At 63.5% G+C, this 26,253-nt stretch carries 27 protein-coding genes; 4 read left to right on the top strand and 23 right to left on the bottom strand.

The window, feature by feature from the left end; translation table 11 throughout:
- Positions 1-71 precede the first annotated feature (71 nt).
- The 5 genes from RA19_RS22095 to ribB form a co-directional block, all read right to left on the bottom strand.
- Positions 72-545: an MmcB family DNA repair protein gene (locus RA19_RS22095; protein WP_039167018.1), complete on the bottom strand. Its 474-nt coding sequence runs from the start codon at positions 543-545 to the stop codon at positions 72-74.
- 353 nt (positions 546-898) lie between these two features.
- On the bottom strand, positions 899-1,225 hold the full coding sequence (locus RA19_RS22090) for a hypothetical protein (protein ID WP_039167014.1): 327 nt from the start codon (positions 1,223-1,225) through the stop codon (positions 899-901).
- A gap of 169 nt (positions 1,226-1,394) precedes the next feature.
- Positions 1,395-1,877: a transcription antitermination factor NusB gene (gene nusB / locus RA19_RS22085; protein WP_039167011.1), complete on the bottom strand. Its 483-nt coding sequence runs from the start codon at positions 1,875-1,877 to the stop codon at positions 1,395-1,397.
- Complete coding sequence (locus tag RA19_RS22080; RefSeq protein WP_039167008.1) at positions 1,874-2,425, bottom strand: 6,7-dimethyl-8-ribityllumazine synthase; 552 nt, start codon at positions 2,423-2,425, stop codon at positions 1,874-1,876. Before RA19_RS22080 ends, nusB begins: the two co-directional genes overlap by 4 nt.
- A gap of 1 nt (position 2,426) precedes the next feature.
- Positions 2,427-3,548, bottom strand: a complete 1,122-nt coding sequence (gene ribB, locus RA19_RS22075; protein WP_039167005.1) for a 3,4-dihydroxy-2-butanone-4-phosphate synthase — start codon at positions 3,546-3,548, stop codon at positions 2,427-2,429.
- A 194-nt stretch (positions 3,549-3,742) separates the two neighbouring features.
- Here ribB and RA19_RS22070 point away from each other — a divergent pair, with 194 nt between their 5' ends.
- Positions 3,743-4,795 carry a proline racemase family protein gene (locus RA19_RS22070; RefSeq protein ID WP_039167001.1) on the top strand — a complete coding sequence of 351 codons (1,053 nt, stop codon included), beginning with the start codon at positions 3,743-3,745 and terminating at the stop codon, positions 4,793-4,795.
- A 171-nt stretch (positions 4,796-4,966) separates the two neighbouring features.
- On the opposite strand, the gene RA19_RS22065 is transcribed toward RA19_RS22070, so the two are convergent.
- A complete protein-coding gene (locus RA19_RS22065; RefSeq protein ID WP_039167000.1) occupies positions 4,967-5,554 on the bottom strand; it encodes a riboflavin synthase in 588 nt (195 codons plus the stop codon).
- A 176-nt stretch (positions 5,555-5,730) separates the two neighbouring features.
- On the opposite strand from RA19_RS22065, the gene RA19_RS22060 reads away from it, so the two are divergent.
- From RA19_RS22060 to RA19_RS22050, 3 genes are all read left to right on the top strand, one after another.
- A complete protein-coding gene (locus tag RA19_RS22060; RefSeq protein ID WP_039166997.1) occupies positions 5,731-7,023 on the top strand; it encodes a capsule biosynthesis protein in 1,293 nt (430 codons plus the stop codon).
- A gap of 95 nt (positions 7,024-7,118) precedes the next feature.
- The gene (locus RA19_RS22055) at positions 7,119-8,255 is read left to right on the top strand and encodes a polysaccharide biosynthesis/export family protein (RefSeq protein ID WP_039166994.1); all 1,137 of its coding nucleotides are present in this window, start codon (positions 7,119-7,121) and stop codon (positions 8,253-8,255) included.
- A 6-nt stretch (positions 8,256-8,261) separates the two neighbouring features.
- Complete coding sequence (locus RA19_RS22050) at positions 8,262-10,274, top strand: capsular polysaccharide biosynthesis protein (protein ID WP_039166991.1); 2,013 nt, start codon at positions 8,262-8,264, stop codon at positions 10,272-10,274.
- 178 nt (positions 10,275-10,452) lie between these two features.
- Here the strand turns inward: RA19_RS22050 and ribD are convergent, their stop codons facing one another.
- From ribD to RA19_RS21965, 17 genes are all read right to left on the bottom strand, one after another.
- Complete coding sequence (gene ribD, locus RA19_RS22045; RefSeq protein WP_082020647.1) at positions 10,453-11,550, bottom strand: bifunctional diaminohydroxyphosphoribosylaminopyrimidine deaminase/5-amino-6-(5-phosphoribosylamino)uracil reductase RibD; 1,098 nt, start codon at positions 11,548-11,550, stop codon at positions 10,453-10,455.
- Positions 11,550-12,017: a transcriptional regulator NrdR gene (gene nrdR / locus RA19_RS22040; protein WP_039166988.1), complete on the bottom strand. Its 468-nt coding sequence runs from the start codon at positions 12,015-12,017 to the stop codon at positions 11,550-11,552. The genes ribD and nrdR overlap by 1 nt, the downstream gene beginning before the upstream one ends.
- Before the next feature lie 122 nt (positions 12,018-12,139).
- Positions 12,140-12,556 carry a secondary thiamine-phosphate synthase enzyme YjbQ gene (locus RA19_RS22035; protein ID WP_039166987.1) on the bottom strand — a complete coding sequence of 139 codons (417 nt, stop codon included), beginning with the start codon at positions 12,554-12,556 and terminating at the stop codon, positions 12,140-12,142.
- Between the two features lie 58 nt (positions 12,557-12,614).
- The gene (locus RA19_RS22030; RefSeq protein ID WP_039166986.1) at positions 12,615-13,037 is read right to left on the bottom strand and encodes a hypothetical protein; all 423 of its coding nucleotides are present in this window, start codon (positions 13,035-13,037) and stop codon (positions 12,615-12,617) included.
- A 47-nt stretch (positions 13,038-13,084) separates the two neighbouring features.
- Positions 13,085-13,486, bottom strand: coding sequence for a hypothetical protein (locus RA19_RS22025; RefSeq protein ID WP_039166985.1), 402 nt, complete (start codon positions 13,484-13,486; stop codon positions 13,085-13,087).
- Positions 13,487-13,839: 353 nt separating this feature from the next.
- The gene (locus RA19_RS22020) at positions 13,840-14,244 is read right to left on the bottom strand and encodes a hypothetical protein (RefSeq protein WP_039166982.1); all 405 of its coding nucleotides are present in this window, start codon (positions 14,242-14,244) and stop codon (positions 13,840-13,842) included.
- 106 nt (positions 14,245-14,350) lie between these two features.
- Positions 14,351-14,647: a hypothetical protein gene (locus tag RA19_RS22015; protein WP_039166981.1), complete on the bottom strand. Its 297-nt coding sequence runs from the start codon at positions 14,645-14,647 to the stop codon at positions 14,351-14,353.
- Between the two features lie 87 nt (positions 14,648-14,734).
- Positions 14,735-15,280 (bottom strand): DUF4166 domain-containing protein, encoded by a 546-nt coding sequence (locus tag RA19_RS22010; RefSeq protein WP_039166979.1) that lies wholly within the window; start codon positions 15,278-15,280, stop codon positions 14,735-14,737.
- Entirely contained in the window at positions 15,277-15,729 is a 453-nt protein-coding gene (locus tag RA19_RS22005; RefSeq protein ID WP_039166976.1) for a thiol-disulfide oxidoreductase DCC family protein, read from the bottom strand. The genes RA19_RS22010 and RA19_RS22005 overlap by 4 nt, the downstream gene beginning before the upstream one ends.
- 26 nt (positions 15,730-15,755) lie before the next feature.
- Positions 15,756-16,367: a hypothetical protein gene (locus RA19_RS22000; protein ID WP_039166972.1), complete on the bottom strand. Its 612-nt coding sequence runs from the start codon at positions 16,365-16,367 to the stop codon at positions 15,756-15,758.
- Between the two features lie 81 nt (positions 16,368-16,448).
- The gene (gene rpoD, locus RA19_RS21995; protein WP_039166969.1) at positions 16,449-18,437 is read right to left on the bottom strand and encodes an RNA polymerase sigma factor RpoD; all 1,989 of its coding nucleotides are present in this window, start codon (positions 18,435-18,437) and stop codon (positions 16,449-16,451) included.
- Between the two features lie 133 nt (positions 18,438-18,570).
- Positions 18,571-20,562, bottom strand: coding sequence for a DNA primase (gene dnaG, locus RA19_RS21990; protein WP_039166966.1), 1,992 nt, complete (start codon positions 20,560-20,562; stop codon positions 18,571-18,573).
- Position 20,563: 1 nt separating this feature from the next.
- A complete protein-coding gene (locus tag RA19_RS21985) occupies positions 20,564-20,902 on the bottom strand; it encodes a hypothetical protein (RefSeq protein ID WP_039166964.1) in 339 nt (112 codons plus the stop codon).
- A gap of 37 nt (positions 20,903-20,939) precedes the next feature.
- Entirely contained in the window at positions 20,940-21,485 is a 546-nt protein-coding gene (locus RA19_RS21980; RefSeq protein WP_039166961.1) for a sarcosine oxidase subunit gamma, read from the bottom strand.
- A complete protein-coding gene (locus RA19_RS21975) occupies positions 21,478-24,423 on the bottom strand; it encodes a sarcosine oxidase subunit alpha family protein (protein ID WP_039166959.1) in 2,946 nt (981 codons plus the stop codon). Before RA19_RS21975 ends, RA19_RS21980 begins: the two co-directional genes overlap by 8 nt.
- The gene (locus tag RA19_RS21970) at positions 24,420-24,689 is read right to left on the bottom strand and encodes a sarcosine oxidase subunit delta (protein ID WP_039166956.1); all 270 of its coding nucleotides are present in this window, start codon (positions 24,687-24,689) and stop codon (positions 24,420-24,422) included. Before RA19_RS21970 ends, RA19_RS21975 begins: the two co-directional genes overlap by 4 nt.
- A 66-nt stretch (positions 24,690-24,755) precedes the next feature.
- Positions 24,756-26,009, bottom strand: a complete 1,254-nt coding sequence (locus RA19_RS21965; RefSeq protein ID WP_039166954.1) for a sarcosine oxidase subunit beta family protein — start codon at positions 26,007-26,009, stop codon at positions 24,756-24,758.
- Between the last annotated feature and the right edge of the window lie 244 nt (positions 26,010-26,253).

The raw sequence follows: 26,253 nt of genomic DNA, 5'->3' as shown, positions 1-26,253 counted from the left end.
GGCCCAAGGCTGCTAAGGGGCTCCGGCGCAGCCGGGGCACCTGCGGGCGCGGGAGCCCTCCCCTCCGGCGCTCAACTCAGCTGTTCTTCACCGCCCAGCAGCTGGCCATCCTTGCCTGGCCGCGGATCGCGCAGGGCTTGCAGGCGGCGGGCGGCGTCCATGGCGAACTTCTGCGTCAGCTTCTTGCGCCGCGCCGGGGCCAGCTTATCTTCCGGTGCCATCCGGATGACTTCGGCATCATAAGGGTCCGCAATAATCAGCCCCGTGCCATCGGGCAGCAGCTCAGCCGGGAACTCCATGTCCACGGCCCAGAAATACCGGTCGCACCACTCCAGATAACCCTCCCATTTATGGTCGGACTGGAAATCGGCGCGGCTCGACTTGCATTCGATCACCCATAGCTCACCCTTGGGCCCCAGCGCCATCACATCGACGCGCAAGCCCCGTGCAGGCACAAATTCTTCAAGAGGCGCAAAGCCAAGCGAGCGCAGGTAACGCGACACCCCGCGGGCAAGCTTCTGTCCGGGCTGCAGATTTTCCATCATGCTGCCGAATGTGAACAATTAGAGAACAAAAAGCAATCCCGCGGATTTATCCGGATTTCACGCGCCAGGTCTGCAGCCCCCTTGTAACAGCGCCCCCGGCAGACTAATTACGGGCTTGGCGGGTTCTGCCCTTCTCGTGACAGGCAGCATTCCGGTGGCCTTAAGCAATTCCGAGGGAGCTGGCTCTGTCCGGATCCTGGTCCGTTTACCTGGCGCCCACCTGTACATACAGGTCCTCGGGAATCAAAGCCGCACGGTTGACTGGTGGTCCCGCCGCTTCTCTCCCCTCCCCGCAAAGAAAAACCGCGCCTTCCGGATGGAACGCACGGCGGAATGTTCAGCGTTTCAGAAGCTCAGCGGCGGCGCAGCTGGCGCTGTTGCTGCGTGGGCGCTTCGGCGCGGACCCGTACCGGCTGGAACTGATGCTCCACCGGGGTGCCGCCGCGGGGACCGCCATTCTTATCGGCCATCGCCATCACCGCCCAGGCAAACTGCACGCCGGCAAAAACGATGCCATGCATGAACCACAAAAGGAACACCGCCAGCAGACCTGCATCCGAGGTGGAGACCAGCGACCAAAGGTTCATCACGTTGAACCACAGCAGCATTGCGACAAACGCGCCTGCGATCCCAAAGCCGATCACAACATTGCGGATGTACATCTTCACCAGTTCAGGCATCTCATGTCCTCCAGAATTTCAAAGGGAGGTTAGCAGCCTCTGCAGCGCCGTCCAGCGCTAGTTTGCCGCATCGGCGGAAATTGCCGCAGTCTTTGTGAAGCCTTTGCCGTACAAGCAAAAAGCGCGCCCGGGGGCGCGCCTTTCATCTCTCGAAATCTGTCCGGCAGCCTCAGAACGCTTCCGGCTTGGCCTCGCGCGCCATGTGGTCGAGCACGGCGTTGACAAACTTCGGTTCCTTTCCTTCCGGGAAGAAGGCGCGGGCGACGTCGACGAACTCGTTGATCACCACTTTCGGCGGGGTGTCGGACTGCAGCAGTTCGGCACCGGCGGCGCGGAACAGCGCCCGCAGGGTCGGGTCGATGCGGGCAATCGGCCATTTGGCGACCAGCGCCCGGTCGGTCATCTGGTCGATCGGCGCCTGGTAATTCACCGCATCACGGACCAGTTTGCGGAAGATCTTGTTATCGCCTTCCGCCAACTCGTCACCTTCATAGACAGCGCCGAACCGGTGGTCTTCGAACTCGACGATCACCTGGTCAAAGGTCTGGCTGCTCTGCTCCATCTGGAACAGCGCCTGCAGCGCATAAAGCCGCGCTGCCGATCTCATTTGATTCTTGCCATTGCCCTTGGGGCGGCTGTCCTGGGTGCTCATGCGCTGGTGGATCCGTTATCTGTACCGGCAACCTGGTACGCCCCTGCGGGCGCCTTGAAGCCGATGCCTTTGGTCTGGTCGCCCCACTTACGCGTGAGTGCGATCAGATGCAAGGCCGCAGCCGCAGCACCGCCGCCTTTGTTCTGATCGGCGGTATCGGCGCGCACCTCGGCCTGTTTGCGGTTTTCAACGGTCAGGATACCATTGCCGATGCACAGGCCCTGCAGCCCCATCAGCTGGATCGCGCGCGAGCTGTCGTTGCAGACGGTGTCATAATGGGTGGTCTCGCCGCGGATCACGCAGCCCAGCGCCACATAGCCATCGAAATTCGAGGTGCGGTCGGCAATCGCAATTGCGGTCGGCACTTCCAGCGCGCCCGGCACTTCGGCGATCTCAAAGGTGCCGCCTGCGGCTTCGATCTCGGCTGCGGCGCCCGCTACCAGATTGTCGGCGATGTCCTTGTAGTAAGGCGCCACCACGATCAGCAGCTTCACCGGCTTGTCGAATTCCGCGCGCGGCAGGGTGTAGTGGGTTTCATGTCCAGCCATATCAAGCGTCCTTCAAAATCGGGCGGGTGCCCACAATGGAAAGGCCATAAGCATCCAGGCCCAGGTAGGTGGTTTGCGGCGAGTCGGTCAGCAGTTCCAGCTCATGCAGGCCCAGCTTGGAGAGGATCTGCGCCCCAAGCCCGGTCTGCTTGATGGTGCGGGGACCTTCATCCTCGGGCGCATAAAGTGAATGGCGCGGCTCGCGGAACAGGCAGACAACACCCCTGCCCTCAGCTGCGATCAGCTCCATCGCCTTGGGCAGCTCGCCCGCCGGTTTCGGGCCAAGGCCCAAGAGGTCGGAGGCTTCGTGCAGCGCATGGGTGCGGCACAGAACCGGGCCGGAGGAGGAGATATCGCCTTTGATCAGCACAACGTGTTCCACACCATGGGTCTGGTCGGTGAAGATCCGCATCTCCCAGTCGCCGCCGAACTCAGAAGTGACTTGGCTGCAAGCGGTCTCAACCACCAGGTTGTCGTTGCGCGAGCGGTAGGCGATCAGGTCGGCAATGGTGCCGATCTTCAGATCGTGCGTCTTGGCGTAATCCACCAGATCAGGCAGACGCGCCATGGTGCCGTCTTCTTTCATGATCTCGCAGATCACCGACGACGGGTAGTGGCCGGCCAGGCGCGCGACGTCGCAGCCGGCCTCGGTGTGGCCCGCGCGGACCAGCACGCCGCCCCGGCGCGCGCGCAGCGGAAAGACATGGCCAGGCGTGGCGATGTCGGCTGCGGTTTTCTCAGGGTCGATGGCGGTGGCCACGGTCAGCGCCCGGTCAGCCGCAGAAATACCGGTAGAGACCCCCTCTCGCGCTTCGATTGAAACGGTAAAGGCGGTTTCATGGCGCGAGGAGTTGTGCAGCGCCATCATCGGCAGGCCCAGCTCCTCAATCCGCTCGGCCGGCAGGGTCAGGCAGATCAACCCGCGGCCATGGGTGGCCATGAAGTTGATCGCCGCCGCATCCGCAGCTTGCGCCGGGATCACCAGATCGCCCTCGTTCTCACGGTCCTCGTGGTCGACCAGGATGAACATCCGGCCCTGGCGGGCCTCTTCGATGATCTCTTCAATCGGGCTGATGGCGCCGCGCAGTTGCGCTTCAACCGGCCCCGGGGTTTCAAAGCTCATGTGGCAGCCTTTCGTTGCGCCAAGGCAGCACGCCTGGCGCTGCGGGTTCTTTCCTTGCCAGATAGCTCACAGATGCAGCAAATGCCAGTCCCGCAAACGGCAACAAGGGGTCTGGACGCGCCCTGTGCGCATGTGCACAAGTGAGATTGGATCCAATCCTGGGATCCGGAGGTCAAAGGGTTGGGAGGACCAAGATGCGCGCATCCCGCATACTTCAGGCAGTTGAGGCTCATGCCGAGGGCGAGCCGGGCCGGGTGATCACCGGCGGCATGCCGTTGCTCAAGGGCAATTCGGTGTTTGAGAAGATGCAGGACATGGCCGCGAACCATGACGAAATCCGCCTGCAGATGCTGCGCGAGCCGCGCGGCAACCCCGGCCTCTGCGGCAATGCCATCGTGCCGCCCTGCCATCCAGAGGCGGATGCAGGGTTTATCATCTTCGAGCAATCCGAATACCCGCCGATGTCCGGCTCCAACACCATCTGCGTGGTCACGGTGCTGCTGGAGACCGGCATGGTGCCGATGGTGGAGCCGGTGACCGAGCTGACACTGGAAGCACCCGCCGGGCTGATCCGGGTCCGCGCCGAATGCAAGGACGGCAAGGTGACACGGGTGGAGTTCAAAAACGTGCCTGCCTTTGCGGTGCATCTGGATGTACAGGTTGAGGTTGCCGGTCTCGGCGCCGTCACCGTGGATGTGGCCTGGGGCGGCATGTTCTTTGTGCTGGCTGAGGCGGAGAAGCTCGGCGTTTCGCTGGACGCGGACAACGGTGCCGAAATCGTGCGGGCGTCAGAAGCGATCCGCCACGCCGCGGTGGAGCAACTGCCGGTGGTGCATCCTGAAAACCCTGAGATCACCGGCCCGACGATCACCAACCTCTGGGGCGCTCCGCTGGCGGAGGGAACCCATGGGCGCGGGGCCATCACCATCTCGACCGGCCCGTTTGATCCCGAGCACCCGCAGGACGCCAGCGGCATCCTGGACCGTTCCCCCTGCGGCACCGGCACCTGCGCCAAGATGGCGGTGCTGCATGCCCGCGGGGCTCTGAGCGTGGGACAGGACTATGTGAATGCCGGGCCGCTGGGCACCACTTTCACGGGCCGTATCCTGGAGGAGACACAAGTGGGGCCATACAAGGCTATTGTCCCGACCCTGTCCGGTCAGGGCTGGATCTACGGGCTGAGCCACTACACGCTGGATCCCAGCGACCCGTTCCCGGCGGGCTATACTGTTGGCGACATGTGGTGACGCGCGCCGCGCCAGCGGCGCGCCCGGCCCAACGCTTGCGGCGGCATCTTCGATGCTGCCTCAAGGGGCGGGAGTAGTTCGTCAAGGGAGGAAGAAGGGCCCTGCCCCTCGGCCCTTGCGGGCCTCACCCCGGGGTATTTTCAACCAGAAAGAAGCGGAAGGGGCTCAGGTTCAGCCAGCCTCATGCAGGCGGGCCACGTAGCGGGCCAGAGTGTCGATTTCCAGGTTGATGCGGTCTCCCATTGCCACATCGCCCCAAGTGGTCACTTCTTTGGTATGCGGGATAAAGTTGATACCGAAGTCGCAGCCGTCCACTTCGTTCACTGTCAGCGACGTACCATTCAGCGCCACCGAGCCTTTGGGCGCGATGAAGCGGGCCAATGCCTCGGGCGCACGCAGGGTGACCCTGGTGCTGTCGCCCTCGTCTTCCATCTTCACCACCTCGGCAACGCCGTCCACATGACCGGAAACGATATGGCCGCCCAGTTCGTCGCCCACTTTCAGGGCACGTTCCAGATTGACGCGCTTACCCACGGCCCAGCTGTCCAGATTGGTCTTGGAGACGGTCTCAGCCGAGATCTGCACATCGTACCAGACATCGCCCAGGGCGATCACCGTCAGGCAAACGCCATCCGATGCGATCGAAGCGCCGATGTCGATTGTGGCGGTGTCATACCCGGTGCGGATGCGGGCACGCAGATCGCCCTGCTGCTCTAGTTCAGTGATGGTGCCAACGTCGGTGATGATGCCTGTGAACATGGCTGTGCTCCCTGCCGGTGCAATGTCTCTCCTGCGGCAGAGGTAGCCAAGCCGGGCGGCCTTCACAAGCCCCTTGCCTTGCCCTGGCTTGCCATCCTGCACATGCCGGCCATAGTTTTGCCTCAGTCAAATGTTAATCAATCCTTGAGACCGCCAACCATATTCTGCCGCCCGAGATGCCCAAACACCCCGTGACACACCGCAGCTTCCTGTTTCTGCAAGGCCCGCACGGGCCGTTTTTTGCAGCCCTTGGCCGGATGCTGCAGGCAGCAGGCTGCGACGTGGCGCGTGTCGGGTTCAATGCCGGCGACCAGGCCTTCTGGCGCCGCAAGGACAGCTACATAGCCTTCACCGGCACCCCTCAGGACTGGCCGGAGGTGCTGGCCGGGCTGCTGGAGAGCCGCGGCATCACCGACATCGTGCTTTATGGCGACACCCGCCCCATTCACGCAACTGCCGTCGAGGCTGCAAAGAACCGCGGCATCACCGTGCATGTGTTTGAGGAAGGCTATTTGCGCCCCTACTGGGTGACTTATGAACGCGGCGGCTCCAATGGCCACTCGCGGCTGATGCAGATGACAGTGCCCGAGATGCAGGAGGCGCTGGCGCTGTCGGACATGGAGGCGCCTCTGCCGCCGGCCCATTGGGGCGATATGCGCCAGCATGTGTTCTATGGCGCGCTTTACCATTGGTTCGTTATGTTCCGAAACCGGAAGTACCGAAATTTCCGCCCGCACCGGGCGCTGACGGTGACCAAGGAATTCCGCCTCTACCTCAAGCGGCTGATGCTGATGCCGGCCCAGGCGCTGGAGAGGCGGCTGGCGGAGCGGCGGATACGCCATGGCGGCTTCCCCTATCATCTGGCACTGCTGCAGCTTGAGCATGACAGTTCCTTCCAGATGCACTCGCCATTCGGCAGCATGCGCGACTTTCTGGAGGAGGTAATCTGCGGCTTTGCCGAAGGCGCCCCGCGCCATCATCATCTGGTGATCAAGGCGCATCCGCTGGAAGACGGCCGCGCCCAGGTGCGGCGCACCCTGCGCCGCCTGGCGCGCGAGCACGGTTTGGAAAACCGCGTGCATTACGTGCGTGGCGGCAAGCTGGCCCAGCTATTAAACGAGGCCCGTACCGCGGTCACAGTCAACTCTACCGCCGGCCAGCAGGTGCTGTGGCGCGGCATTCCGCTTCGGGTGTTCGGGCGCGCGGTCTATGGCAAGCCGGAATTTGTTTCAGAGCAGCCGCTGGCCGAATTCTTTGCCGCCGCCAGCCGCCCCGACAGCCGCGCCTACAAGGATTACCGCCGGTTCCTGCTGGAAACCTCGCAGGTGCCGGGCGGCTACTACTCCCGCGAAGGACGCCGCCAGCTGCTGCGGCAGGTGGCCGACATGATGCTGGCCCCCGAAGACCCTTATGACGCGCTGCGCCTGGGCACAGCGGCACCGCGGCAACAGTTGCGCCTGGTGACCTGACACAGAATTGCCCTAAGACTGGATTTTTTCCTGCCAGCCGGTTAGGTTGCCCCTAAAACTTGAGGCAAACAATAATTGGTCGAGGAGACCGAGCAGTGAAATCCGTTCCCCTTCGCTGGGCGCGTCCCGTGGCAATGCTGGCGGCATTGACCCTTGCGGCGTCCTGCGGGCTGCCCAAGGTCGGCCCCAACAAACGCCAGATTTTCGCCGGTTCCGTGCAGCGGGAAGGCGATGCCTTCATCGTCTCCGTCAACGACCGTGTTGCCCGCGCAACCGCCGTGGTTCCGGCATTGGGCTTTTCCTCCGGCTTCACCACTGCGGGGCGCCTGACCTCGGACACCATCCGCCCGGGCGACGTGCTGGGGCTGACGGTCTGGGAAAACGTCGATGACGGGCTGCTGGCGGCCGAAGCCACCAACTCCACCGTACTGGAAGAGGTGCAGGTCGACAGCGCCGGCTATATCTTTGTACCGTATGCAGGCCGCCTGCGCGCATCTGGCAACACGCCCGAGCAGCTGCGCGAGACCATCACCAAGAAGCTCGAAGACCAGACACCGGACCCGCAGGTGCAGGTGCGCCGCCTAGCCGGTGACGGGGCAACCGTCAGCCTGACCGGCGCTGTTGGCGCCCAGGGCGTCTACCCGATCGAGCGCCCCACCCGCACCCTGGCCGCTATGCTGGCCCAGGCAGGCGGTGTGACAATCCAGCCCGAGATCGCCCAGGTCACGGTGATCCGCGGCACCGAGAAGGGCAAGATCTGGTTCCAGGACCTGTTCGACGACCCCAAGCTGGACGTGGCGCTGCGCGGCGGCGACCGCATTCTGGTCGAGGAGGACACCCGCTCTTTCACCGCTCTGGGGGCAACCTCGGCCCAGGCCCGGGTGCCGTTTGAAAGCCAGGACCTGTCAGCACTGGAAGCCATTGCCCAGGTGGGCGGCCTGATCTCCACCGCGTCGGATCCGACCGGCGTGTTTGTGCTGCGCAACGAGCCTGCGGAAATCGCCAACCAGGTGCTGGGCCGCGATGACCTGATCGGCGCTCAGCGCATGGTCTATGTGCTGAATCTGACTCAGCCGAACGGCTTGTTTATCGCTCGCGATTTTGTGGTCCGCGACGATGACACGCTGTATGTCACCGAAGCGCCTTATGCCCAGTGGACCAAGACCATTTCGCTGCTCGTAACCCCGGTGGGTTCGCTGTCGAGCGTCTCCACCGCACTTGATGGCACTTAAGCGCGCATGCGCCTGAGCGAAGGCCAGACCAAAGCCGGGAGCACTGCATCCCGGCTTTTTGTTTACAACGGCGGTTTTTTGACCCAGCGACGGGTGCGGCGGATTCTGCAGCTGTCCGGTTATGATATCCGGCTGGGCCTGCCCGGCCGCGAGGATCTGACGGGGATCTGGGGCGCGTCGCCGACGGCGCACCGGGGGCTTGCAGTGGCAAAGCGGCGCGGCTGCGGTGTGTTGCGGGTCGAAGACGCGTTTCTGCGCTCAGTCCATCCGGGGCGCGCGGGCGAGCCGCCCATAGGGCTTCTGCTGGACCGCGCCGGGTTGCATTTCGACGCCTCCCAGCCTTCGGACCTGGAGCAGCTGCTGGCCGGCCACCCGCTGGATGACGCGGACCTTATGCGCCGGGCACGCGATGCCATCGCCCGGCTGAAAGAGGCCCATCTCAGCAAATACAATGCCTTCGACCCCGAAGAAGTGCTGCCGGATCCCGGTTATGTGCTTGTTGCCGACCAGGCGCTGGAAGATGCCTCGGTCACCGCTTCCAGCGCCGGCCGGGCGCGGTTCCTGGAAATGCTGGCCTTTGCCCAGGAGGAGCATCCCGGTGCGCGGGTACTGATCAAGACCCACCCGGAGACACTGCGCGGCTTCCGCGCAGGGTATTTTGATGCCGGCGATGCGCAGGGCCGGGTTGAACTGTTTACCGGCAGCGTGTCGCCCTGGGCGCTCCTTGAGGGGGCCGTCGGAGTCTATACTGTCTCTTCCCAGTTCGGATTTGAAGCGATCCTGGCAGGTCACAAGCCGCGGGTCTTCGGCCAGCCGTTTTATGCGGGTTGGGGGCTGAGCCTGGATGACGCACCGCCTGCCCGGCGGCAGCGGAAGCTGACCCGGGCGCAGCTGTTTGCAGCTGCGATGATCCTTTACCCCAAGTGGTACGACCCGTTCCGCGATCAGCTGTGCGGATTGGAAACTGTGCTGGATAATTTGGAGGCAAAAGTGCGGGCCTGGCGGGACGACCGCCACGGCTGGGCCGCATCCGGCATGCGGCTGTGGAAGCGCAAGCCGTTGCAAAAGTTCTTTGGATCTGAACGGCGGGTGCTGTTCACCGAGGACCCGGCCACTGCACAAGCCGCCACCCGCAACCGGATGGTCTGGGCCGGCAAGGCAACAGCGGCGCACGATGGCGCCGTGCGGGTGGAGGACGGGTTTCTGCGGTCGCGTGGCCTGGGGGCGGAACTGGTGCCGCCCCTGTCGCTGGTCTGCGACCGCCGCGGGATCTACTACGATCCGCGCCAGGAGTCGGATCTTGACCGCCTGATTGCTGCCCGGGCAGAGATGACCATGGCACAAGAGCTGCGCGCCGAGCGATTGATGCGCTTGCTGGTGCAAGGGGGGGTGTCGAAGTACAATCTTGGCGGAAGCACCCCCACCCTGCCACCTGGCCGCAGGATCCTGGTGCCGGGCCAGGTGGAAGACGACGCTTCAATCCTCTGCGGCGCCGGTCTGGTACGCAGCAACCTGGAGCTTCTGCGCTCTGTACGGCAAGCCAACCCGGATGCGGTAATCATCTACAAGCCGCACCCGGATGTGGAGGCGGGGCTTCGCACGGGGCAGGTTGCAGCCGAAGGGCTGGCAGACATAGTGGCTGCCCATACGGATCCAATGACCTTGCTGGAGGAGGTGCAGGAAGTCTGGACAATGACCTCGCTCCTGGGTTTCGAAGCCCTGCTGCGCGGGATCAAGGTCACCACGCTGGGCACTCCGTTTTATGCTGGCTGGGGGCTGACTACGGATCTGGCGCCTGTTCCGCCCTGGCGCGGAACTCAGGTGCCGCTGCTGAACCTCGTCCATGCGGCGCTGATCGAATATCCGCGCTACTTCGACCCCGTAACCGGACAGCCTTGCCCGGCGGAAGTGGCGGCTATGCGCCTGCGCGACGGACGTCTGCCGCATCCCGGTCTCCGCAACCGGCTGCTCTCCAAACTTCAGGGCCTGTTTGCCACCTACGCCCACCTCTGGCGCTGAGCCGGAGCCGCAGCGCTCCCGCGCCCGCAGGGCACCCTAGCGCCGCCAGCGCCCCCCTTGGCGGCCTTGGGCGTGGCCCGGCGCGCAAGCGCCGGGCCACGCCCAACGGGAGCGGAGCATATCTTATGCTCCAGCGACAGGCGGGAGCGCCCGGGCCTTGGTTCAGAACAGCCGCCGGTCAGCGCAGCGCGCGGGTCCAGCGGTGCAGGATGTCCTTGCCGATGGGGCGGGTTTCCACCAGGTCGAAGCGGGGCGCCTCCTCCAGCCGTCCGATGCCAAGCGCGCCGATTGACGGCAGCCCTTCAGCGCCAATCCCGATACCGGCGGTGAAACCGATCAGTTCGTCCACCAGGTCAAACGCCAGCAGCGAAGCCGCCAGCGCGCTGCCGCCTTCGCAGAACACCCGGGTCAGCCCCGCCTGCCCCAGCTGCTGCAGGATATCACCCGGATCCAGCTGCACCCCGTGAGAAGCACAGGGGATCAGCTTTGCACCCAGCCCCTCCCAGGCCTGGACCCGCTCATGATCAGCGCCATGGCCGTGGCAGAGCCAGACTGGAACATCCTTGGCAGTGCGCGCCAGCTGACCCATCAGCGGCAGATCCAGATGCCGCGAAATCACCACCCGCACCGGCTGCTGCGCCACGCCCAGATCCCGCACTGTCAGCGACGGATCATCGGCCCGCGCGGTCCCGCCGCCAACCATAACCGCGTCGTGGCGGGCCCGCATGGCATGCACGGCGCGGCGGGCCTCGGGTCCGGTAATCCACTTGCTTTGCCCCGAACCGGTGGCAATACGGCCGTCAAAACTGCCGGCCAGCTTCAGCGTCACCAGCGGGCGGCCCTGCTCGGTCTTCAGGAAAAACCCTGCGAGATCACGTGCCGCCTGAGCGCCCCACACACCCGTTGCCACTTCTATGCCCGCGTCGCGCAGCATCTGGAAGCCCTGGCCGGACACCCGCGGATCGCTGTCCTCAATCGCCGCCACAACCCGGGCCACACCAGCATCAATCAGCGCCTGGGCGCACGGCGGGGTCTTGCCATGGTGCGCGCAAGGCTCCAGCGTCACATAGGCCGTGGCGCCGCGTGCAGCGGTGCCAGCCTGCGCCAGCGCTTCGGTCTCGGCATGCGGACGGCCGCCTGGTTTGGTCCAGCCGCGGCCGACCACCCGGCCGCCCTGCACGATGACACAGCCCACCGCCGGATTCGGCCAGCAGTTGCCCTGCCCACGCCGCCCCAGGGACAGCGCCAGCGCCATAAACCGGTGATCGGCGTCCATCAGTCCTCCGGCGCCACATTGGGGCGCAGCTCGTGGACAAAGTCCTCGAAGTCATCCGCCGCCTGGAAGTTCTTGTAAACACTGGCGAAGCGCACATAGGCCACGGTGTCGATCCGGGCCAGCGCCTCCATCACGATCTCGCCGATCCGTTTGGAGGGAATATCGGTCTCGCCCATGCTCTCCAGCCGCCGCACAATGCCCGAGATCATCTGGTCGATGCGCTCCGGCTCGATCGGGCGTTTCTGCATCGAGATGCGGATCGAACGCTCCAGCTTGTCGCGGTCGAAATCCTCGCGCTTGCCATTCGATTTGATCACCACCAGGTCGCGCAGCTGCACCCGTTCATAGGTCGTGAAGCGGCCGCCGCAGGCCGGGCAGAACCGGCGCCGCCGGATCGAAACATGATCTTCGGCGGGACGTGAATCCTTGACCTGAGTGTCGATATTTCCGCAAAATGGGCAGCGCATCCGCCTGCTCCCTCAATCCTGTCAGCCTATTATTAGTACCCGGGCCTGCCCGGTTATCCACAACTATAGGCCACCCTCCAGAATTTGGGTAGAGGGGATTTTTTGCCGCTAGATAAAGAGGTTCACCCCAGATGCGCGGCCACCCGCCGCTGGTGCGGCGCATCACGGTGCTCAAACAGATAGATCCCCTGCCAGGTGCCCAGCAGCGGTGCTCCGCGGCTGACCGGGATCGAGAGGCTCACCGGCATCATCGCCGCTTTGATATGCGCAGGCATGTCATCCGGGCCTTCGTAGGTATGGCGCAGGTAATTCATCGAAGGATCGCTGGAAGGCGGCACCAGTCGGGCAAAAAAGGCCCGCAGGTCGGTTTGCACTACAGGGTCAGCATTTTCCTGGATCAGCAGCGAACAGGAGGTGTGGCGCACAAGCAGCGTCAGCAGCCCGTCTTGCAGGCCGCTATCCGCAACCCAGCCCTGCACCGCCCGGGTAAATTCATAGAGCCCCTGCCCGCGCGTCGGAATTGTGAATTCATGCTGCATGGGGCCTTTGTGGCCGATACCGGCCCGCCAGGCAAGGCAGGCCGGAGCAGTCAGCCGGTCAAGGCAGGAAACGGTCGCGCCCCGGCAACCGGTCGTAGCAATAGGTCTGGGCTGACGTCACCCTCAGATTATCGCCCGGCTCGCGCACATTCAGAGAAATGCGCGAAGAAGTATCGGCACCCGGCGGTGCGCCAAAGGCAAATTGCACCGCCTTTTTCCCGGGCCTGTTCACGGACGGCCCGACCCCGCGCCAGACGTAGATCCGCTGGTTCACAGGCGCGCGCAGCTGGCGGATAGCAAAATCGCCGATCCCGCACCAATAGTCCTGGGCACCGGTCCCCACTCTGGCGACCACTTCCCAGACCCCTTCCGAGACTGGGAGGACCTCATGCCTGTTGATCGCCCGCCAGGCAGACGCGGGCACGGGAAGCGCCACAGCCAGTGCCAGCATCCCGGACAGCAGTCTCTTCTTCCTCGGCATTTTCCCATCCTTTCCCTTGGTCGCGCAAAAGACGGTGCCCGCCGGGCTCAGATCCGGCCAAATGGCACAAAGCAGAATTCAAACGCCTTTTGCACGCTCATTCTATCACCGGCTTGCAGGCTGTTGACAGACCTAAGGCTTCCATCCGGCGCCAGATTTGCATCCAGGGTGAACTGAACAGCCGACCGGCGTCCGGTGGTTTCGCTGGTTCCCAGCCCGCGGGAGATATGCAATTCACTGCTCCAGGGCACCTGCAGAACGCGCTGCGCATAATCCGCAGCTCCGCACCAGAACAGATAGCCATTGCCGCCGCGGCCGACGACTTCGAAAACCGCATCCGACACCGGGTTGACCCGGACGCCGTGGTGGCTGCCATAGGCAGCGGCATTGTTGGGAACAGCCATCAGCAGCGAGGCAGCGGCAATTGCAGCGGCAGAAATGGATTTCATATCGGGTTCCTTTCGGTCAGCGGGCAACGGCCTATTCGGCCAGGCTCTCTCCAAGGGTAGGAAAGTTTGGAACACAAGCGAGTCACACTGCTGTGCAGCGGCTGCCACGCCCGGCTCTGAAGTCTGCAGTCTCGGCTGCCAAGGGGCATCACACCTATGAAAATTATTATCTTTCAACACCCTAAGAGAAACCTTAGTGGGAGTGAAAGCAGCGCTCATGTCCTAGGGTAAGCGCCCTCCAGGCGGCGGCTTTTAAAGTACCCGCGGCCCGGCGGCTCACGGTCCGGAACACATCAGCGTGGCCGAATGTGATCCCTACCCGGCCGGCCGCCCATAAGACCCGGCTACCCGGGTCAAAGTGCTGGGGCCTGCACGCAGTAGCTGTAGCCCTGCTGCACCGACATGCTCTCGCCCGGCTGAAAGCCCAGCGACAGCCAGCCGGTTTTTGGGGAAATTCCCGCGCGCTCCGGATGCAGCGTGAATTGAACCGAAGACCGGCGGCCGGTAGTCACGCTGACGTCCCGCCCGCGCACCACATAAAACCGGTCGGCCCAACCGGCTCCCAGTTCGCGGCGGGCATATTCCGCTGCGGCGCACCAATACGTCCAAGTGCCGCCCGAGCCGCGCGGCACCACCTCATAAACGACGTCATTGACCGGCAGCACACGCACCCCGCGGCTGGTGGTCAAGGCATCGGCGGAGGTGGACGGGAGGGCCGAGAGACAGGCAATGCCCAATGCGCAGAAGAGCTTTTTCATGAAGAAATTTCCCTGTGTTTGCCTCAACATAGGGATTGCCCGCCGGGGCTCCAAGTAGCTGCGGCCGCCTTTGCCGCCCGCTCTCGCAAAAGTGTGAGCGCAGCCCTTAGACGCGGGCCGGGAAAGGGATGATTTCGGCGCTTTGCGGCTGACGGCCGAGCACCTCCTCCAGAATGGCCAGCGCCGCAGCATTGGGCGCGGTGCCGGTCTGCGGATGGAATCTGGCCCGCGCCTGCTGGCGCAGCATGTCCTTGGTCTCCATGCCGTCCAGCTGTTTCAGCGCTTCGCCCTGCTCAGCCAAAGCCTCCACCATGAACTGATTGGCGGTCACCAAGTCGTTCAGCGACTGGAGCTTGCCTGTCAGCGCCAGCAGCGCCTCGTTCAGATCGGTATGTGCAGACATCTTCTTCCCCCCCGGAAAGCGTGAATGGCGATGTCTTCAATGTTAGGAACAACTGCCCTGCCCGGCAACGCCCGGGTTACCAAATGGTTAACGCCTGAGATCCAGCTCCGGCAGCACGATATGCCCCTGGTAGCGCACCAGCAAGCCGATGCGCGGCAGGCTGGCGGAGATATCAAAGCCAAGATGGCCTTCCGGTGTCTCGAACTCGACGGCAGCGCTTTGCGGGCACAGGGCGCGCGGCAGCGGCAGCCCGAACAGGCAAGCCCGCTCCACCGAAATCAGCAATGCGCCCTGCTGCACCGAGGCCGAGAGTTCCAATTCAATTGGCCCGAACCGCTCCACCGCCCGGCGTTTGCGCGGGTCATAGCACAGATGCGAGCGGGTCAGGTATTTGCCGAAACTGCGCTGCCAGACGTGACCCTTGCCCTGCGGCGTGACGTTCAGCCGGAAGCGGGTGCGTGCCATTGGCGGCGGAAAGCCCGCCAGACCTACCAGCAGCCGCGCCCAGCGGCCACCGCCCTCGACTGTGACGATACCCTGGCTGAGCACCGGCGGCTCCCCATGAAACCGCATCAGCACCGGCGGCACCTCCAGCTTTTGCGCCGCGATGATTTCGCCAAAGGCATCCCTCAAGCGCCATACCCTCCGTCGGCAAAACGGGCCCGGACTTCGGGGCTGGGGATCATGCAGGCTTCAAACCGGCCGAACAGGCGGTAGCGGTTGCGGGCGACACCGAAGTAAAGGGGGTCCTTCAGCCATCCCGGCAGAAACCTGCAGACCGACAGCATCCGCCAAGGCCAGGGCAGCGCCTGCATCGCGGCCGCAAAGGCATCCAGCCGCTGGTAGGTGCGGCCATCGACGATCACCAAATTTGTCTCGAAATCGTCGGTGGGCAGACCGAGTTCCCGGTAGAGCCGCTGCCCCAACGGCGACTGCGCGGTGGCGAAAGAGAACCGCCCTGCCCGGTCATGGCGCAGCATGAAGCGGAAAAACCGGGAGCACAGCACGCACTCGCCGTCGAAAACGATGAGATCACGCTCTAGAGCGGCGACCTGTTCAACAGGGGATTCAGTTTCCTCCATGATCTACCCGCCCTACTTCAAGCACTTCAGCGTTCGGGATAAATGTCAGTTTCAGGCCCGAACACCACGTCATTACCGGAAGCATACAAAAAGCACCGCCTGCGGTTACCATCAATTTCTTCACATTTGCTAAGCGCCGCATGTTCCGCTTCACGTGAAGTCAAGCGGCCGGACGCATAGGCCCACGCGCCATTCCGGCTCAGCGCCAGAGCCTTGTTACGTCTGGCAACCGTGTAACGGGACACCATATCCCTGCGCCGCAGCTCTGCAACGAAGGGGACGCTGTCCGGCGTCACGCTGTCTGCATAGATCATTGAGGGAGTGGGCTGCCAATCAGGCAGGTTCCGTCCTTTGGCGATAACCAGGCCGCATGGCTGGCCAGCGGCATGTTCGCATTTTTGCAGCACCGCCTGGGTGATGGTGGACGACAGTTTGTTGCCGCTGCAGCGCGAAGCCCAATGGCCGTCCGGCGACACCGCCACCATATAGGTTTGTTTGCAGCGGACCCGCTCATAATCCCGCTGAATACTGGCGCTGGCAGCGTCGGTCAGGAAAGGGATCTGGTAGAAATCCGGCGCATCAGCATGCGCGGAAACAGCGCTGGCCATCAGCATGGCGGCAAAGGTTTTGAACATCATGAAAAATTCCCAAGCTAATACGCCGGGGAGAATACGCCTCAATCAGGCAACAAAAAGGCGCCCCGCGGGGCGCCTTCAAATTTACTGATCCAGGAAGCTGCGCAGCTTGCGCGAGCGGCTGGGGTGCTTCAGCTTCCTGAGCGCCTTTGCCTCGATCTGGCGGATCCGTTCGCGGGTCACGCTGAACTGCTGGCCGACTTCCTCCAGCGTGTGGTCGGTGTTCATACCGATGCCGAACCGCATCCGCAGAACCCGCTCCTCACGCGGGGTGAGCGACGCCAGCACCCGGGTGGTGGTTTCTTTGAGGTTCTCCTGAATGGCGCTGTCCAAAGGCAGCACGGCATTCTTGTCCTCGATGAAATCGCCCAGCTGCGAATCTTCCTCGTCGCCGATCGGGGTCTCCAGCGAGATCGGCTCCTTGGCGATCTTCATCACCTTGCGGACCTTCTCCAGCGGCATCTGCAGCTTGTCCGCCAGTTCCTCCGGCGTTGGCTCGCGGCCGATCTCGTGCAGCATCTGGCGGCCGGTGCGGACCAGCTTGTTGATGGTCTCGATCATGTGGACCGGGATCCGGATGGTGCGGGCCTGGTCCGCAATCGAGCGGGTGATGGCCTGGCGGATCCACCAGGTCGCATAGGTCGAGAACTTGTAGCCGCGGCGGTATTCGAACTTGTCCACCGCCTTCATCAGGCCGATGTTGCCCTCCTGGATCAGGTCCAGGAACTGCAGGCCGCGGTTGGTGTATTTCTTGGCGATCGAGATCACCAGGCGCAGGTTGGCCTCGACCATTTCCTTCTTGGCCTGGCGGGCTTCTTTCTCACCCTTCTGAACCTGCTGCACGATGCGGCGGAATTCCGAGATATCCAGACCAACATACTGGCCGACCTGGGCCATGTCGGCGCGCAGTTCTTCAACCTTGCCGGTGGAGCGCTCGATGAACATCTGCCAGCCGCGGCCGGGCTTTTCGCCCATCTCGGCCAGCCAGTTCGGGTCCAGCTCGCGGCCGCGGTAGGCATCGATGAACTCGCGGCGGTTGATGCGGGCCTGGTCGGCCAGCTTCACCATCGAGCTGTCGATCTGCATGACGCGGCGGTTGATACCATAAAGCTGGTCGATCAGCGCTTCGATACGGTTGTTGTGCAGATGCAGGCCGTTCACCAGCTCGACAATTTCCGAACGCAGCGACTGGTAGCGCGCTTCGTCGTCGGCGCTGAAGGAACCATCCTCGTTCAGGGTTGCCGAAATCCGGCTGTCCTGCATTTCGCTGAGTTCGGCGAAGTCGGTGGAGATCCGCTCCAGCGTGACCAGCACCCGGTCCTTGAGTGCGGCTTCCATCGCGGCCAGCGACATGTTGGCCTGATCGTCGTCATCGTCGTCGTCATCGTCTTTGGAGATCGGGTTGCCGTCGGCATCCAGCTCCGGGCCTTCATCCTTGGCCGGCTTGGCTGCCGCCACGGCGGAAGTATCGACAACCGGCTCTTCCTCCTCGCCATCCTCGTCCATCTGGTTGCCAAAGGTGGCTTCCAGGTCGATGACGTCGCGCAGGAGAATGTCCTCGGACAGAAGTTCGTCGTGCCAGATGGTGATCGCCTGGAAGGTCAGCGGGCTTTCGCACAGCCCCAGGATCATCGTGTTGCGGCCCGCCTCGATGCGCTTCGCAATCGCGATCTCGCCTTCGCGGGACAGCAGTTCCACCGAGCCCATCTCGCGCAGGTACATGCGCACTGGATCGTCGGTGCGGTCCAGCTTTTCGGTCTGAGCGCCGGCCAGCGCAACCTCGCGCGGGCCTTCGGTGGTCACAAGGTCGGTGGTGCCCTTGTTCTCTTCTTCCTCGGCCTCTTCGTCCTCGATGATATTGATGCCCATCTCGCTGAGCATCGACATCACGTCTTCGATCTGTTCCGAGCTGACCTGATCCGGCGGCAGAACCTGATTGAGCTGATCGTAGGTGATGTAGCCTTTCTCGCGGGCTTCCGCGATCATCTTCTTGACCTGAGCCTGGCTCATATCAAGGGAGATTTCGGCGTCCTGATCGTCAGGTTTACGGTCGTCGGTGTCTTTGGCGGCCATTCATTGCTCCATATCAGGGGCTGCGGGGGTCGATTCGCTGAAGCGAATCATTAGCGCGATCATCTGATTCGTCACCCCGTTTACCCAATTTTCCTGTGCTCTTCCTTAGCAAAACGCAGAATCACCCTGCGTGTTACTTCTCGGAGAAGCCGATCCGGTCCAAAAGGGCACCAAAGGCGTCGCGCTCATCCCGGTTGAGCCGCGCGCCGTTCTTGCCCACATCATAGGTTGCCTTATCCTCATTCTCGCTGCGCACGGCCTTGTTTTTGGCCTCAGCCGCCTGCCGCAGCCGCCAGGTCAGCGCCTCGTCTGCAAGGCCGTCCAAATCCTCTTCGGCTTCCGCCAGTTCCGCGTCCAGCCCGCGCCGCGCTTCGAGTTTTGCGAGTTCCTCGGCCAGGGTCATGCTGGCCAGTTCGGTATCGCCGGGTTTGCGCAGGCAGGGGATGATTGCGACATGGCGAAGGGCAAAGAGGTTTTCAAGGGCATGGGGCCCCAAAGACCAGTCAATTTCCTCACGCAGCCTGTCCGGCGCGCTGATACCGTGGCGCAGCACCATATCGCGCAATGCGGCCAAATCCGGATCGGCGCAGTGCAGGCGCTCCAGGCTGGTCTCAAACTCCGGGATCACGTCCGGTGTGGTGATCGCGGTGGCCAGGATCACCGCTTCGCGCATGGAGGCGAAGGATTCGTCATCGGCGCCCGCCACCAGCGACGCCCGGGTGGTTGCGCGCGGCTGCGGGATCGGGCCAAAGCCCTTGCCCGGCTTCCAAGGCGCGCGCGTGCCGTCGCGGAAGCCGCCGCCCTTGCCGCCTCTCTGCTGGTAGCCGCCACTGTCGCGGGTGCCGCGAAACAGCTGCCAGCGCATTTCTTTGACGTCTTCGCCATAGTGCTTGCGGATTGAGGGGTCTCGGATCAGCTTGATCTTTTCGCGCAGGGCCTTGTCGAGCGCCGCCTTGCGCTCTGGGCTGTCAAAGACCTTGCCGTCGGTCTCCCGCTGCCACAGCAGCTTAACCATCGGCATCGCCTGATCCAGCACCGCCTGCACCGCTTCAGGGCCTTCACTGCGGATCATGTCGTCGGGGTCCTTGCCCTCTGGCATGATGGCAAAGCGCAGGGACTTGCCGGCTTCCAAAAGCGGCAGCGCCAGGTCGATCAGCCGCATCGCCGCGCGAATACCCGCTTTGTCGCCATCCAGCGCAATGATCGGCTCATCCGACATCCGCCACAGCATCTGCAGCTGATTTTCGGTGATCGCAGTGCCCAGCGGTGCGACCGAGGACTGGAAGCCCCCTTCGGCCAGCGCAATCACATCCATATAGCCTTCGGCCACGATCAGCGTGGAGCCGCGCCCGGACGCCGAACGCGCGGGGCCGTGGTTGTAGAGGCTGCGGCCTTTGTCAAACAGTTCGGTCTCGGGCGAGTTCAGGTATTTGGCGTTGTCATTGGGGTCCATCGCCCGGCCGCCAAAGGCAATCGCCCGGCCGCGCGCATCACGGATCGGGAACATGATCCGGTTGCGGAAAGTGTCATAGGGCTTGCCGCCCTTGTTCGAGGGCTTGGCCAGCCCCGCCCCGATGATCAGGTCCTCAGGCACGTTCTTGCCGCGCAGAGCATCCCATAAGGCTTGCCAGCCATCAGGGGCGAAGCCGATCTCCCAACGGTCCAGCGCCTGCGCCGTCATTCCCCGCCGCTGCAAATAGGACCGCGCATCCTGGGCTGCTCCGGTCTTCAATTGCAGACGGAAGAACTGCACCGCCTGCTCCATCACGTCAGCCAGCAGCGCCCGGCGGTCCTGTTTCTCCTGGGCGCGCGGGTCGCGTTTAGGCATCTCCATGCCCGCTTCGCCCGCCAGGATTTCAACGGCCTCCATGAAGCCGACGTTCTCGGTCTCCTGCACAAACTTCAGCGCGTCACCTTTGGCGTGGCAACCGAAGCAGTAATAGAATCCCTTGCGGTCCTCGACGTGAAACGACGCGGTCTTTTCATGGTGGAACGGACACGGGCTCCAGAAGTCGCCTTTGCCCGGCTGCGATTTGCGCTGGTCCCACATGACCTTGCGCCCGACAACATCAGAGATACTGATGCGGGTGCGCAATTCGTCGAGGAAACCGGGCGGCAGCGACATGTCAGTTCGACTGCAGCTGCTGCTGCATCGCCTGGATCTGATCCCAGTTCTGCAGGCACTGCTCCTCAAAAGCAGCGCCAAGGTCGACGCCCTTCAGGTCGCGCCGCTTCATCGCGTAGACATGGCCGGCGAGTTGCGGGATCGCGTTGGAAAAGGCTTCGGGCCACTCTGGCTCGCTGTCCAGAATGACTTGTTCCACCTCTTCCTGCTTCACCCGGTCCAGCCGCGCCTGCTGCACCGCGGCCATGACCTGCCCCTGATATTTGCAGCTTTCTTCTTTGGTTTCAGAAGCATAGGCCGGAGCCGCCAGCAAGGCGGCTACAAAGGCGATGCGGATCATAGATGCGCTCCGGGAATCAGTTGGTGATTCCCGAAGGTTACCCCCGCGCCGCCACAGCTTCCATGGCTGTTTTCAAATCATGCACAAGCGTTTTTGCCATCGAGCGAAACACCATGATCTGGAACGCCTGCGGGCCAGTGCGGGTCACGGATGCCATCATGTGCTTCAGCTCCGCCCGTACGGTATGGCCCCGCTTGAACGCCTGGTTGCGCAGATCCACCGGCACCAGGCGGGCCAGCACATCCTCGGCGCCCTTACCCTCCAGCTTCACCACAGCCCAGGCGTCGCTCTGGTCGGTCAGGGCGGCGTGTTTGGCCAGCTTGGCGTCCGGTGCAGGCCCCAACAGCAGCGCCATGTCCCGGCCAAACCAGACAGCCCGGCTGCCCGCCTTGCCGGTCGCCCGGTTCGGGGCCGGGAACGCCATGCCGTGGGCCGTTTCCAGCGCCTTGCTCAGCTTGTCCTGCTGGCCCTTGAAGGGCGCCACCGCCCACATCGCACCAGGGTGCTCCTCGGTCAGGCTCATGCCGCCGATGGTTGCCGGAACCAGCCCTTCACAGGGGCTTTTTGCAATCAGTTCAGCCACGGGCACGCCCTCCCTCAGGGTCAAAGAACACAGGCGAGACAACCTCGCACAGGGTATCGATACCGCGCATATGGTCGACCAGGCGCACGGTTTCGCCGATCCGGTCCGGACCCTCCTTTAGGAAAGCCAAGCCAATCGGATGCCCCAGCGTCGGCGAATAGCCGGCCGAGGTCACATAGCCCTGGTCATAGATCCGCTCGACCGGGTCGCCCAGGGTGAACAGATGCGCGCCGGCGGTGATCTCCTTGGCTGCACCAACAGGTTTCAGCCCCACCATACGCATCCGGTCCTCTGCCATCAGCCCCTCGCGGGTCGACATCGCCTTGCCCAGGAATGCCTTCTTCTTGGACATCATCCCCTGCAGGCCCAGGTCAAAGGCGGTCACGGTGCCGTTGATCTCGGCGTGGGTGATCAGGCCCTTCTCAATCCGCAGCACATTCAGCGCTTCCATGCCATAGGCACCGCCGCCCATCGCCTCTGCCCGCTTTAGCAGCTCGCGGAACAGGGCCTCGCCATAACGCGCAGGCACCGCCACCTCATAAGCATGCTCGCCCGAGAAGGAGATCCGGAACAGCCGCCCCTTGACGCCCAGCACGGTTGCTTCGCCGCAGCCCATGAAAGGCCAGGTTTCGCCGTTCACGTCCTCGTCCAAGAGGCCGTCCAGCAGCTCCTGCGACTTCGGTCCGGCTACGGCAAACTGCGCCCATTGCTCGGTCACCGAGGTAAAGCGCACGTCCCATTCCGGGTAGAGCGCCTGGGAGACAAACTCCATATGCGCCATCACCTGCCCCGCGGCAGCGGTGGTCGTGGTCATGACATAATGGTTTTCGCCCAGCCGCGCGGTGGTGCCGTCGTCCATGACAAAGCCGTCCTCGCGCAGCATCAGCCCATAGCGGACCTTGCCCACCTTCAGCGTGCTGAAGGTGTTGGTGTAGAGGAAGTCTAGGAACTTGCCCGCATCCGGCCCTTGGATGTCGATCTTGCCCAGGGTGGAGACATCGCAAATGCCCACCGCATTGCGCACCAGTGTCACCTCGCGGTCGCAGGACTGGCGCCAATTGGTCTCGCCCGGCTTCGGGTAGTAGGCCGCACGGTACCACAGTCCCACCTCCAGCTGATGCGCCCCGCGGTTGTCGCTCTCGCCATGCGAGGTCAGGAACCGCTGCGGCTTGAAGCCCTCATCCGTGGCCCCTGCCCCCATCGCGCCCAGCGACACCGGCACAAAGGGCGGGCGGAAGGTGGTGGTGCCGGTCTCAGGAATTGTCCGCCCGGTGGCATCCGCCAGTACCGCCAGCGCCGCCACATTGGAGTTCTTGCCCTGATCGGTTGCCATGCCTTGGGTGGTGTAGCGCTTCATATGCTCGACCGAGCGGAAGTTCTCCACCGCCGCCTGCTTCACATCCTTGACAGTGACGTCGTTCTGGAAGTCGAGCCAGGCGCGGCCCTTGCCCGGCACCGCCCACAGTGCAGCGATGCGGTAGGGATCATCCTCGGCATCCGGCAGATCGGCAGCAGCATATTTCAGGCCCAGCGCTTCCAGCACCTTGGCCGCCGCGTCAGCGCCTTCGCGCAGAGCACCCGCGGTCGAGAAGGTGCCATTGCAGGCGCCTGCCGTGACCATGCCAGGCACTGCGCCCTCAGTGGGCACAAAGGCCAGCGCTTCGCGGTTCCACATGGGGCGGCTGTTCAAATGGCAGGTCAGATGCACAGAGGGGTTCCAGCCGCCGGACATCGCCAGGCAGTCGGTCTGGATCTTCTCCTCGCCCTTGACCGAGCGCACGGTGATGCTCTCGATGCGCTGGCGGCCTGCGCTGCCGCAAACCTGCGCGCCCTTGATCACCTGATAGGGGCCATCGACCGGCGCATCATGGCGGCTGTCGATCACCGCCGCGATATGCACGCCCGCCTCATGCAGATCGCGCGCGGTGCGGTGGGCCTGATCGTTGTTGGCAAACAGCGTCACCCGCTCGCCCGGCGCCACGCCCCAGCGGTTCAAATAGGCACGCACAGCACCCGCCATCATGATGCCGGGACGGTCGTTGTTTCGGAAGGCTACCGGACGCTCAATCGCGCCGGCCGCAAGCACCGCGTGCTTGGCCGCAATCCGCCAGAAGCACTCACGCGGCAAGTGGCTGCCCTTCAGCGAATGCCGCCGCGGCAGATGGTGCGAGACCCGCTCCAGCGCGCCATAGGTGCCCTGGTCATAGGCGCCTGTGACAGCGGTGCGGGTCATCAGCCGCACATTGTCCATTGCTTCCAATTCGGCCAGCACCTCAGCGGCCCACGCATGGCCCGGCTTGCCGCCGATCTCCTCACGCTCCGCCAGCAGGCGGCCGCCCATGCGACTGTCTTCCTCGGCCAGGATCACATCCGCCCCGGCACGGCCCGCGGTCAGCGCTGCCATCAAACCCGCAGGCCCGGAGCCGATCACCAGCACATCACAGAAGGCAAAGGCCTTCTCATAGGTGTCGCGGTCTGCCTCGCCCGACAACGCGCCCAGACCCGCGGCATTGCGGATCATCGGCTCGTACACTTTCTCCCAGAAGGCCGCGGGCCACATGAAAGTCTTGTAGTAGAACCCGGCGCCAAAAAACGGCGCCGCCAGATCGTTGACCGCCATCACGTCGCGCTCAACCGACGGCCAGCAGTTCTGGCTGCGTGCCTCCAGCCCTTCGAACAGCTCCTGCTGGGTGGCGCGGATGTTCGGGTCCTGCTCGCCGCCAGTCCCAACGGTCACCAGCGCATTCGGCTCTTCGCTGCCTGCGGTCAGCACACCGCGCGGGCGGTGGTATTTAAACGACCGCCCCATCAGATGCACATCGTTGGCCAGCAGCGCCGAGGCCAGCGTGTCGCCCTCCAGCCCCATCATGTGGCGGCCATTGAAGCCGAACGTGATAGGCTTGGCGCCCTGGTTCAAACCTTTGCCGGGAAGTCTCATTTCTCACCTCCCAAGCCAGCCTCAGAGGCCAGCTGCACGTCCAGGATCTCATGGGTCGCGGTATTGCGGGTGACCTTCAGCCAGGAATTGCAGCCCATCTCGTGGTACCACAGCTCATCCAGAGGTCCCGCCGGATTCTCGCGCAGGTTCACATACTCATGCCAGGCATCCAGATCGGCACCCTCAGCCGGGCGCACCAGCGCAGCCCCTTTATAGTAGAATTCGCGGCGGTCCCTCTCGCCGCAGACCGGACAAGTGATCCTCATGACCAGCGCCCTTTCATCTTGCAGAAAATACTCCCGCCGGAGGCAAGCCCGGCGCATTCAAAACGCTTAGTGCAAGTTATGCTGCGCACCGGTCCCCTCCTCATCCATCAGGCCCACGCCGCTGCGGAAGCGGTCCAATTTCAGTTTCGTGGCCGCGCCATGCGGCCGGTCAGTGGCGATCAGATGCGCGTAGACATGGCCCGAGCCAGGCGTCGCCTTGAAGCCGCCGTAGCACCAGCCGCAGTTCAAGTAGAGTCCATCAATGGGCGAATGGTCGATGATGGGCGAGCCGTCCGGGGTCATGTCCATGATACCGCCCCAGCTGCGCAGCAGCCGCGCCTTGCTGAGCGCCGGAACCATCGCCACGAAGCTCTCCATCGTGTGCTCCACCATCGGCAGGTTCCCCCGCGCCGCGTAAGAGCTGTAGAAATCCAGGTAGCTGCCGAACACCATGCCGCCCTTGTCGGACTGGCTGATATACAGATGCCCCTCGGCAAAGGTGATCACATGATCGACGATGGGCTTCAGCCCTTCCGACACAAAGGCCTGCAGCACGTGGCTTTCAATCGGCAGGGTCAGCCCCGCCATCGCCGCCACTTGGCCCGAGCGGCCTGCGGCGGCCAGCGCCACTTTCTTGGCGCGGATCGGGCCGCGGGCGGTTTGCACGCCCACAACCCTGCCGTTCTCAACGTCGATACCGGTTACTTCACAGTTCTGGATCAGGTCCACGCCGCGCATGTCGGCGCCGCGGGCATAGCCCCAGGCCACAGCGTCATGGCGCGCAGTGCCTGCGCGACGCTGCATCAGCCCGCCCATGATCGGGAAACGGTTGCTGTCGAAATTCAGGAACGGCGCCAGTTCGCGCACCTGCTCGCGGCTCAGGATCTCCGCGTCATCGCCCTGGTTGACGATCGAATTGCCCCGGCGCACCGCCGCGTCGCGCTGGCCGTCATTGTGATACAGGTTGAGGATGCCGCGCTGGGACATCATCGCGTTGTAGTTCAGGTCCTGCTCCATCCCTTCCCACAGTTTCAGCGAGTGGGAATAGAACTCGGAATTGCCCGGGAGGTAGTAGTTGGCGCGCACGATGGTGGTGTTGCGCCCCACGTTGCCGCCGCCGAGATAGCCTTTCTCCAGCACCGCAACATTGGTGATGCCGTGCTCTTTGGCCAGGTAATAGGCGGTTGCCAGCCCGTGGCCGCCGCCGCCGATGATCACCACGTCATATTCGGATTTGGGCTCAGGGTCCCGCCAATGGGGTTTCCACCCCTTGTTTCCGGTGAGCCCCTCTTTGAGCACACGCCAGCCCGAAAACCGCATGTCGTCCCTCCCCGTCAAATCGCTTTCCACTGCCCGGAAAATCTGCGGCCCGGGCCTTGGCGGCATTGCTAACTGCTTTCGCCTGCCGCTCAAAGCCCCTAGGTCCAATTTGCGGCAGTTCAGCACGGTTTTGCCGCAGTTCGCACGAACTGGTCACTTGTGTCTAGTAATATTTGCGACAGGCCATGACGTATTGTGAACCAGGCGTAAAAAACAGGCGGAGAGTTTCCCCTCCGCCCGTCCA

The organism is Leisingera sp. ANG-M1, from assembly GCF_000813745.1.
GTDB lineage: Bacteria > Pseudomonadota > Alphaproteobacteria > Rhodobacterales > Rhodobacteraceae > Leisingera.
The sequence above is the reverse complement of the archived record's forward strand: the minus strand, read 5'-3'. Positions and strand labels throughout refer to the sequence as shown.

Excerpts from the sequence above, each read along its gene's own strand:
- RA19_RS22095 (WP_039167018.1), bottom strand. The coding sequence starts at position 545 with ATGATGGAAAATCTGCAGCCCGGACAGAAGCTTGCCCGCGGGGTGTCG.
- RA19_RS22090 (WP_039167014.1), bottom strand. The coding sequence starts at position 1,225 with ATGCCTGAACTGGTGAAGATGTACATCCGCAATGTTGTGATCGGCTTT.
- nusB (WP_039167011.1), bottom strand. The coding sequence starts at position 1,877 with ATGAGCACCCAGGACAGCCGCCCCAAGGGCAATGGCAAGAATCAAATG.
- RA19_RS22080 (WP_039167008.1), bottom strand. The coding sequence starts at position 2,425 with ATGGCTGGACATGAAACCCACTACACCCTGCCGCGCGCGGAATTCGAC.
- ribB (WP_039167005.1), bottom strand. The coding sequence starts at position 3,548 with ATGAGCTTTGAAACCCCGGGGCCGGTTGAAGCGCAACTGCGCGGCGCC.
- RA19_RS22070 (WP_039167001.1), top strand. The coding sequence starts at position 3,743 with ATGCGCGCATCCCGCATACTTCAGGCAGTTGAGGCTCATGCCGAGGGC.
- RA19_RS22065 (WP_039167000.1), bottom strand. The coding sequence starts at position 5,554 with ATGTTCACAGGCATCATCACCGACGTTGGCACCATCACTGAACTAGAG.
- RA19_RS22060 (WP_039166997.1), top strand. The coding sequence starts at position 5,731 with ATGCCCAAACACCCCGTGACACACCGCAGCTTCCTGTTTCTGCAAGGC.
- RA19_RS22050 (WP_039166991.1), top strand. The coding sequence starts at position 8,262 with ATGCGCCTGAGCGAAGGCCAGACCAAAGCCGGGAGCACTGCATCCCGG.
- ribD (WP_082020647.1), bottom strand. The coding sequence starts at position 11,550 with ATGGACGCCGATCACCGGTTTATGGCGCTGGCGCTGTCCCTGGGGCGG.
- nrdR (WP_039166988.1), bottom strand. The coding sequence starts at position 12,017 with ATGCGCTGCCCATTTTGCGGAAATATCGACACTCAGGTCAAGGATTCA.
- RA19_RS22035 (WP_039166987.1), bottom strand. The coding sequence starts at position 12,556 with ATGCAGCATGAATTCACAATTCCGACGCGCGGGCAGGGGCTCTATGAA.
- RA19_RS22030 (WP_039166986.1), bottom strand. The coding sequence starts at position 13,037 with ATGCCGAGGAAGAAGAGACTGCTGTCCGGGATGCTGGCACTGGCTGTG.
- RA19_RS22025 (WP_039166985.1), bottom strand. The coding sequence starts at position 13,486 with ATGAAATCCATTTCTGCCGCTGCAATTGCCGCTGCCTCGCTGCTGATG.
- RA19_RS22020 (WP_039166982.1), bottom strand. The coding sequence starts at position 14,244 with ATGAAAAAGCTCTTCTGCGCATTGGGCATTGCCTGTCTCTCGGCCCTC.
- RA19_RS22015 (WP_039166981.1), bottom strand. The coding sequence starts at position 14,647 with ATGTCTGCACATACCGATCTGAACGAGGCGCTGCTGGCGCTGACAGGC.
- RA19_RS22005 (WP_039166976.1), bottom strand. The coding sequence starts at position 15,729 with ATGGAGGAAACTGAATCCCCTGTTGAACAGGTCGCCGCTCTAGAGCGT.
- RA19_RS22000 (WP_039166972.1), bottom strand. The coding sequence starts at position 16,367 with ATGATGTTCAAAACCTTTGCCGCCATGCTGATGGCCAGCGCTGTTTCC.
- rpoD (WP_039166969.1), bottom strand. The coding sequence starts at position 18,437 with ATGGCCGCCAAAGACACCGACGACCGTAAACCTGACGATCAGGACGCC.
- dnaG (WP_039166966.1), bottom strand. The coding sequence starts at position 20,562 with ATGTCGCTGCCGCCCGGTTTCCTCGACGAATTGCGCACCCGCATCAGT.
- RA19_RS21985 (WP_039166964.1), bottom strand. The coding sequence starts at position 20,902 with ATGATCCGCATCGCCTTTGTAGCCGCCTTGCTGGCGGCTCCGGCCTAT.
- RA19_RS21975 (WP_039166959.1), bottom strand. The coding sequence starts at position 24,423 with ATGAGACTTCCCGGCAAAGGTTTGAACCAGGGCGCCAAGCCTATCACG.
- RA19_RS21970 (WP_039166956.1), bottom strand. The coding sequence starts at position 24,689 with ATGAGGATCACTTGTCCGGTCTGCGGCGAGAGGGACCGCCGCGAATTC.
- RA19_RS21965 (WP_039166954.1), bottom strand. The coding sequence starts at position 26,009 with ATGCGGTTTTCGGGCTGGCGTGTGCTCAAAGAGGGGCTCACCGGAAAC.